This is a genomic window from Anaerosporobacter sp., assembly GCF_965301125.1.
Genome location: NZ_CBDLAM010000169.1, coordinates 1 through 8,057 on the forward strand (window position 1 = coordinate 1; position 8,057 = coordinate 8,057).

The following is an 8,057-nucleotide window of genomic DNA, read 5'->3' on the forward strand; positions in this document are numbered from 1 at the left end:
CTTGATCCCAAATCAAGCGCTCTAGCCAAGCTGAGCCACACCCCGTATTCTATTTAGTTAAGACTTAAAACTCTTAAATACTTCGTTTCTTATTGTAACTTGTTTTCAGCAGTTTTTTCTGTATCGCCTCAACGCAAGAATTATTATATTATAATCAAAAAGAAATGTCAACACCTTTTTTTATTTTTTTTAATTTTTTCAAAAATATTATTTTTTTGCACAATTAAGTTAATTCAGCGTAACCATTCTATATCATCTTCAATCTGGCAAACCCTTGTGTTTAAAGGATTTATGACTTATATATATACATTTACAATCAAATCATCTGTATACTATTCTGTCCAATCCATAAGAACTTCATTCATAATTTTAAAGAAGGCATAACTTACCACATACAAAGCTATTCTGATACCACACCTTAATCTAGTATTAACAGAATAGCTGCATATTTTAATTATAATTGCAATAATTAATATTAAAGCATATCTCTCCCCTTCGATCTATCTCCATAATCAAAAAGGAAGGTGTGCGTCCATCTTGTCTTGGTAATGATATACTACCAGGATTAACAAGATATGTTTCTCTTCGATATTCTACACTAGGTATATGGGTATGTCCATACATTACGATGTCAAAACCATTCTCTAATGCTGTTTCAAGCAAATAATCCGTACCATAATTCACATGATAACGATGCCCATGTGTTAATAGTACACGGTAAGTTCCAAATGTAACTATCTTCTCTCGCTCCACATCAGTAAAATAATCATTGTTACCAGATACAATATACGTTTCACAGTTTACAAGATTTCTAATGTACTCTTCCTGCCCCTCAAAATCCCCTAAATGTACAAATGCATCTATTGGTCCGACCTTATTAATTACCCCTTCTAGATAGGAAGTTCTTCCATGAGAATCACTTACAATTAACACTTTCATACCAGCCCTCCACTTCATTAAGCAGATATTAGCTTTTTCATAGCCTCTAATGCTTTACCTCTATGACTAATTTGGTTCTTCTTTTCTATATCAAGCTCTGCTGTAGAACAATTGAATTCAGGTACCATAAAGATTGGATCATAACCAAAACCATTCTCTCCACGCTCTTCATATCCAATATATCCTTCAATTGTACCACGAGTTGTAAGCTTCTTTCCATCAGGGTATACACATGCGATTGCACAAACAAATCGTGCCGTTCTTTCCTCTGGTTTTGCGTCCTTTAATTGGTCAATAATATATTGATTTTTAATATGGTAAGAAGTCTCTTCACCTAGAAATCGTGCAGAGTAGATTCCTGGTTGCTTGTCCATATAATCTACTTCTAAACCAGAATCATCAGCTAACACAATTTCATTCATTTCTTCTGCAATGACCGACGCTTTTATTAATGCATTTTCTTCAAAAGTTTTCCCATCTTCTATAATTTCTTTATCATAACCGATATCTTTTAATGATAGTATTTCATAACCTAAATCTGCTAGAATTATTCTAACTTCTTTCATCTTACCTGCATTACCCGTAGCAAAGATTATTCGTTTGCTCATATATCGCTTATCCTCCAATTCTAGTCTTTTATTTGATAGCTAGACTCTTAACTTCTTTCTTCATCTATTCTTCTCTTTGGTGGTCTTGGCCCCATAAATTGATATAAATAAGTCTTTAGCATACCATTATAGATCTTTCTATTCTTATCAGCCTTGCAACCAATATATTTTTCTGCATCTTCATAACTTGTAATTACAAACTTAGACCATGTATCAAGGTTCTTAAAAGCTTGCCCAATTTCTTTATATAGAGGTGGCATCATAGATTTCTCTTCCAAACGTTCCCCATAAGGAGGATTCGTAATAATAAATCCATACTTTTTAGGATTACTTAAATCTTTCACTGCTCTTTGTTGGAAATGTATATATTGATCTACTTCAGCCATCTGCGCGTTCTCTCTTGCAGCTTTAACAATTTCTCCATCAATATCATATCCTTGAATATTCATCTCAACGTCATGTCTAATAACATCATTCGCTTCTTGAATTGCCTCATACCAACATTTCTTAGGAATCATATCTGTCCAGTCTTCTGCTATAAAAGAACGATTCATACCAGGTGCAATATTTGCTCCAATTAATGCAGCTTCGATTGGTATGGTCCCGCTACCACAGAATGGATCTACCAATATACGATCCTTATTCCACGGTGAAAGTAAAATAAGTGCTGCAGCAAGTGTCTCCGTAATAGGTGCTTTACTTGTTAACTTACGATATCCTCTTCTATGAAGTGACTCTCCAGATGTATCAATCCCGATTGTTATTTCATCTTTTAAGAACGTAACACGGATTGGATACGAATTTCCCGTTTCTTCAAACCAATTTGCCTTATACATGTCTTTTAAACGTTCCACCATTGCCTTCTTCATAATAGATTGAATGTCTGATGGGCTGAATAACTTACTTTTTATAGATGTAGCTTTTGCTACCCAGAACTTCCCGTCAACAGGTATATAATTTTCCCACGGTACTGCCTTCGTTCCTTCGAATAATTCATCAAATGTTTCTGCTTTAAACTTAGCAACCTTTAATAAGACACGCTCTGCCGTTCTTAAAAATATATTAGCTCTACAGAAAGCACTTTCATCACCTGCAAATGTTACTCTACCATCATCAACTTGTACAATTTCATAACCTAAATCTACAATTTCTCGTTTTAAAACCGCTTCCATACCAAAATGGCAAGGCGCAATAAATTCATATCGGTTCATAATAATCTCCTTCTTAACATCTATACATACAGATAAAGCCCCTACACTAACCATTTTAAGCAAGGGGCTCTATCTTCATACATATATTACCAAGACAAAATGGATAAATCCACGTCATCTCTTTATCAGTTCTTTAGTATATCCTAGTATTTAATATTAAATCACTTTTTAATTAGAGTCAACAAAATTCCATATTTTTATTAACATTATTATCTTTCTAAAACACCTCTATATGCATGTATTCCTCCATATACATTAAGTATAGAATATCCCAATGTACATAATTCTTTTGATGCTAACATACTCATACTACCTCTATCGCAATATAAGATGTATTTCCTGCCTTTAACCAATTGCTTCATATTACTCATTAAATCATCGTAAGGAATGTTTATGGCTGTAGGTATATGCCCTCTTCTATAATCTACTTCATCCCTTAAGTCAATTAATATATAGTCAAAGCTCTGCATATAAGTATTCAACGTTTTAACTGCGATTGTTTCAAAACACATATTATCACCAACCATTCTATTATATTTTATTCAATAAAACGACAATTGGTGAATTTATTTTCTAGCAATTGCTATATTTCTAGTTTTTTCTAAGCTACATATCTATTTCTATATCATACTTATTGATTTTTCTAAAACAAATAAGCTATCGCATTTGTACCTATGTGATACTACATGCGATAGCTTATTCTTCTAAATGCTAGTGTTCAAAAATGTAATACTTAACGTATATTATCTACTGTTGTTTTGGCTACTAGTATTTTTTGTTGTATTTTTTTCGTTGTTAGCATTTGAAGCTTTGTTTTGACTATTAGCATTTCTGCTGTTGTTTGCATTCGTTGATGCATTTGATGTTGCATTAGATGACGAATTTGCATTTCTGAAACTACTTTGATTTGAATTTTGATAATTATTCATTTTTAGTTCCTCCTAAAATAAAATATTTTAATTACAGAAATTAGTATCTTCAAATTAAAATAAAATATACATACAAAATAATTATTTTAAGAAATATTTTGTATAAGGAGAAATGACTGTAAGCGCTTTCATAAATGTATATAACTATATTATGTATATATTTCCATTAATTACTTTATCTGCTAGAAACGAGTGATTTAGCATATTTTTCCTAGGTTTTACAAGGCTTTTTGCTCTTTTAACTGTTGCTTTTTAATCATGATTGTTATATAATATGAATGTATTAATTGAGTTCATCCTTCAAAAGGACTCTTTAGTACACTATATAACCCCTTATTAATTATTTATACTCCCCTCATCGAAACACCGCCTTGGCTCCCCCTTGGCGGTGTTTCATTTTATATTTCTTTAAATGATTTTACATAATACTATTTTAATGTTGTTAAACAATAAATATACTTAATTAATGTTGTTAAACAATAAATATACTTGATACTATCTTCTAGAAATAATTCGTACCAGCAGATACATAAGTAATATCGGTATCCCCACACTTACAAATAATTGGATGGCTAAACTACCCACGAAGATAATAACCATAATAATCAATGCTAATATTGCAATTCCTAATATACGATAACGCAATGGTATTTTTCCATTAAAGTTATAAGTTTTGCTATAACCGTGTTCATTATCGTTATATGAATCAGATCCATTTGGATATTCTTCTTGATATGAATTATCATACGTATTATTATAATTGGTTTTCCCTAGCTTTGAAGTTTCAATTATTGTCCTCGCTATTAATCTGGGATCACCTAATTCCCCCATCACTTGATCTATAGTCCTACCGCTTCGTAACTGATTATCTATATATTCACTATAATATCGGACGTTGTTTTCTATTTCTATACTTGGAATTTCTGTATAGAGGCTTTCTCTTAAATCTTTAATGAATTCTTCCTTCGTCACATTAATCACTCCCTTCTTAGTCTAATAAAGGATCCTTTATTTAATAGAATAACATTATATATTATAAAGCGTTCACGATAAATTATTTATTATTCTAACATACTATAATTATTAGGTAAATAAGACGATAATTAATTTTCTATTAAAATTCGACTCATCAAATCGGACTTATCAAACACGATAATACTCGTTTAGCATGTCAGCACTACATGTAACAAAAAAAGGTTCTATAATAAACCTGCTAAGGTTTGTCAAGCCATTATTTTAAAATATTTTTATTTAAATATGTAATAATTTTAGGCATACTAATAAAAGAGCAAAAAACTCCCCTTTTAAAAGTATGCCTATGTTTATATTATACGTGATTTACATCACGTACTTTGGCATAATATATTCTTAAAAATTTGTTTAATCCTGCTACTTTAGCTACCTTTTTGGGTTTTCCTTCTAATTCTTTCTTTTTTATATAAATATATATATCATTGTCGATTGGTTTCTGTCTTGTAAAGGATGCCATTATCTCATAGCCTACTTTCCTTAAAGACTTTGAACCTCTTTTAGAAATTCTCCTATTAGTACCATAAAATTGTCCTGATTGATATGCTGGAGCATCTATACCAGCATAAGCAATTAATGCACTCGCATTATGAAATCTACGCACATCACCAACTTCAGCTATAAATCTTGGTGCTAATTTCTCTCCAATTCCTTTCATTGATATTAAAATATCATATTCTACTAAAGTTTTTGCAATATTTTTCATTTGTGTTAAAATCATATCTGTGGATGTATTGATTTCTCGATACATACGTATAGCCTCTAAGATTAACATTTTGGTCGATGGATCTTGAGAGGATAAAGTAGGGATTTTGCTATTAGCCAATGCATATATTTTTTCAGCTTTTGATTGGCTAGTTCGATATCCCTCTTTTTTTGCCCATTGATTATAATTTGTTATAAATTGTTGTTGGGAGAACTTTGTAATATTATCATAATGCCAATATTTCTTCACAAATCCATTCAACTTATCACGTTTTATATCTTGTGAATCATTTTCTATTAAAGTTGAAATTTGTGGCATCGCCTGTTCTAATAAATTCAACAGACCTAATTTGCATTTCACTCGCATGTTAATATATTGATTATACTGTCTAGAAAGCAATCTTAATTGTTCATATCTAGTATCTTTTTCATTATAAGATTGTAATTTATACCAATTATCAATTCCATAGTTTGCAATCGTAATAGAATCTTTTTTATCTGTCTTGCCTGGTCTTATATTTGTATTCGCATACTTATTCATTAATAAAGGATTAATAACTGAAACAAAAAGATTATGACTAAGTAATTGTTTTAAAATAGGTAAATGATAAATTCCTGTGGATTCCATTACTATTTTAGTTTCTTCATGTAAAGAATGAAGAAATAATACTAGTTCATTAATTGATTCTTTAGTATGCTCGACAATATATGGTTTTTTCATAATACTTCCATGTGGAGCTAAAATACATACAGTGCTTTTATCTTTTGAAACATCAATACCTACACTGATCATGTGTCTACCTTCCTTTCCCATCTAATCTTATTACTATTCATATTTGCTCGTGACACGAAAGACATCTAATGTTTTCAACCTGCTTAATCGAATATTTATAATAAGTAGATGGCTGACTCTTTATTATACGGATGCGAAAATCCAATGTTGGGGACGCCAACCATTAAGGTCTACCTATTATAACAAAAATAAGAGCAAGTGTCATAGCTAATGAGACTATGATCTTACTCTTATACTGTACAAAATGTTGGGGTATACGATTAACCTATCGTATTCCTCAGCATTTTTTAGTATACTAAAAGAAAAACCTCCAAGCGCCAGTCTACCAAACAGATCACTCGGAGGTGCATAAATGCATAATCATTGTATCAATAAATTACTCAATTTAAAAGATGTAAAAATAAAAAAAATTATTCAAGCTGATCATTCCATTGAAATTCACATTGAAACAGAACCTGTTGTGCAGACATGTCCAGCTTGTGGGAGTGAAACAAAACGAATCCATGACTATCGTAATCAGAAAATCAAGGACCTTCCTTTTCAGTTAAAGGATTGTTATCTTGTTTTAAGAAAACGTAGATACATTTGTACTTGTGGTAAGCGCTTTTTTGAATCCTATCCTTTCTTGGCTAAATACCAACAAAGGACAAAGAGACTTACTATGAAAACTGCTGATTTGTTAAGAGATACTGTTTCTATCAAGAAAGTCGCTGAATTAACCAATTTATCTACTAATACTGTTACTCGAATCCTTGATACGATTAGTTATAGTTGTCCTAAATTAGGAGATTCCATTTCTATTGATGAGTTCAAGGGTAATGCTGAAACAGGTAAATATCAATGCATACTTGTAGATCCCAAGAAACGAAGTATATTAGACATACTTCCAAATCGTACTCAAAGCCACCTTTCAGCGTATTTTAGAAAAATGAATCGCTCCGAACGTTATCGAGTTAAATTTTTCATTTGTGATATGTGGCAACCTTATGTAGATATGGCTCAATCATATTTTCCAAATGCCAAAGTAATTATTGATAAATATCATTTTATTAGACAAGTTACTTGGGCAATCGAGAACGTAAGGAAACGGTTACAAAAATCAATGATTCCATCTCTTCGTAAATACTATAAACGCAGTCACAAGCTGATATTAACTCGATATTCCAAGTTAAAGGATGAAAATAAAAAAGCCTGTGACCTAATGCTACAGTATAGCGATGATTTGCGATTAGCTCATAAATTAAAAGAAGATTTCTATGATATTTGTCAATGTGAGCAATATAAAAAACAACGCCTAGACTTTTTGGATTGGATTAAGATTGCCGAAACTTCTGGTATTCCTGAATTTGAAAAGTGTGCTACTACTTATAGACATTGGTTAAAAGGTATACTAAATGCTTTTAAATATGGGCTAACCAATGGTCCTACAGAAGGGTTGAATAATAAAATCAAAGTATTGAAGCGTACATCTTATGGAGTACGAAATTTCAACAGATTTAGAACCAGAATTTTACATGCTAACTAAAAAATCAAATAGACTGGCACTTGGCTTTTTTCGTGTGCCCTAAAATATCTGTTATAGGACAAAACATAAAAATAACTCTTTATCCAGTATTGGTACGGGTGCAACGCACCTCGTACCCCAACACTTGACAAAGAGCCCAAAAAAACACCGTAAGATAACTTACGATGTTTATATTGTGCGTTAGAGGATTCGAACCCCCGACCTTTTGGTCCGTAGCCAAACGCTCTATCCAGCTGAGCTAAACGCACATATTATTTAATTGATATGCCGGCGACCGGAATCGAACCGGTACGGGCGATTAGGCCCGCAGGATTTTAA

The 8,057-nt window shown here is 31.8% G+C and carries 8 protein-coding genes and 1 tRNA gene; 1 reads left to right on the forward strand and 8 read right to left on the reverse strand.

All coding sequences use genetic code 11. The features are described 5' to 3' along the window. Window positions 1-450 precede the first annotated feature (450 nt). From ACW2QF_RS15455 to ACW2QF_RS15485, 7 genes are all read right to left on the reverse strand, one after another. Window positions 451-939: a YfcE family phosphodiesterase gene (locus tag ACW2QF_RS15455; RefSeq protein ID WP_455716908.1), complete on the reverse strand. Its 489-nt coding sequence runs from the start codon at window positions 937-939 to the stop codon at window positions 451-453. A 17-nt stretch (window positions 940-956) separates the two neighbouring features. Next, window positions 957-1,547, reverse strand: coding sequence for an XTP/dITP diphosphatase (locus ACW2QF_RS15460; RefSeq protein WP_455716909.1), 591 nt, complete (start codon window positions 1,545-1,547; stop codon window positions 957-959). 47 nt (window positions 1,548-1,594) lie between these two features. After that, window positions 1,595-2,758: a THUMP domain-containing class I SAM-dependent RNA methyltransferase gene (locus ACW2QF_RS15465; RefSeq protein ID WP_455716910.1), complete on the reverse strand. Its 1,164-nt coding sequence runs from the start codon at window positions 2,756-2,758 to the stop codon at window positions 1,595-1,597. Between the two features lie 209 nt (window positions 2,759-2,967). Further along, window positions 2,968-3,270, reverse strand: a complete 303-nt coding sequence (locus tag ACW2QF_RS15470; protein WP_455716911.1) for a rhodanese-like domain-containing protein — start codon at window positions 3,268-3,270, stop codon at window positions 2,968-2,970. 231 nt (window positions 3,271-3,501) lie between these two features. Next, window positions 3,502-3,687: a hypothetical protein gene (locus ACW2QF_RS15475; protein WP_455716912.1), complete on the reverse strand. Its 186-nt coding sequence runs from the start codon at window positions 3,685-3,687 to the stop codon at window positions 3,502-3,504. 495 nt (window positions 3,688-4,182) lie between these two features. After that, complete coding sequence (locus ACW2QF_RS15480) at window positions 4,183-4,659, reverse strand: DUF1700 domain-containing protein (protein WP_455716913.1); 477 nt, start codon at window positions 4,657-4,659, stop codon at window positions 4,183-4,185. A gap of 355 nt (window positions 4,660-5,014) precedes the next feature. Beyond that, the gene (locus ACW2QF_RS15485) at window positions 5,015-6,214 is read right to left on the reverse strand and encodes an IS110 family RNA-guided transposase (RefSeq protein WP_455716914.1); all 1,200 of its coding nucleotides are present in this window, start codon (window positions 6,212-6,214) and stop codon (window positions 5,015-5,017) included. A gap of 352 nt (window positions 6,215-6,566) precedes the next feature. Here ACW2QF_RS15485 and ACW2QF_RS15490 point away from each other — a divergent pair, with 352 nt between their 5' ends. After that, entirely contained in the window at window positions 6,567-7,739 is a 1,173-nt protein-coding gene (locus ACW2QF_RS15490; protein ID WP_455716915.1) for an ISL3 family transposase, read from the forward strand. A 174-nt stretch (window positions 7,740-7,913) separates the two neighbouring features. Here the strand turns inward: ACW2QF_RS15490 and ACW2QF_RS15495 are convergent. Beyond that, window positions 7,914-7,987 (reverse strand) — tRNA-Arg (locus ACW2QF_RS15495). Window positions 7,988-8,057 lie beyond the last annotated feature (70 nt).